This window comes from Pseudoalteromonas sp. GW168-MNA-CIBAN-0100, assembly GCF_040309225.1.
In the GTDB taxonomy this organism is placed as follows: domain Bacteria; phylum Pseudomonadota; class Gammaproteobacteria; order Enterobacterales; family Alteromonadaceae; genus Pseudoalteromonas; species Pseudoalteromonas arctica.
In genome coordinates, this window is sequence record NZ_JBEOOL010000260.1 from 1 (window position 1) to 345 (window position 345).

The 345-nt window shown below is 47.8% G+C and carries 1 pseudogene; it reads left to right on the plus strand.

The window, feature by feature from the left end:
• A pseudogene (locus AAEY62_RS21015) lies at window positions 1-345 on the plus strand (MBL fold metallo-hydrolase); the annotation flags it as partial.

Sequence of the window (345 nt, forward strand, 5' to 3'; positions counted from 1 at the left end):
GCCAAAGGCCGCCACCCGCTCGACTTTAAAAACCTAACCACAATCGACACTCATAAAGAGCATGTGGCCATTATTAACTACTTAGCCACTCGCCAAACACCCGCCATTATTTTAGCCGCCAGCGGCATGTGCACCGGCGGGCGCATTGTAAATTACCTAGCGCGTTTTTTAAGTGACAAAACCACCGACATACTGTTTGTAGGCTATCAAGGACGCGGCACATTAGGGCATGATATACAAACCTATGGCCCTCGTAACGGCTATGTATTTGTAAACGACACTCGCATTATCATAAACGCCAAAGTACACACTATAAGCGGCTACAGCGCCCACGCAGATCAAAAT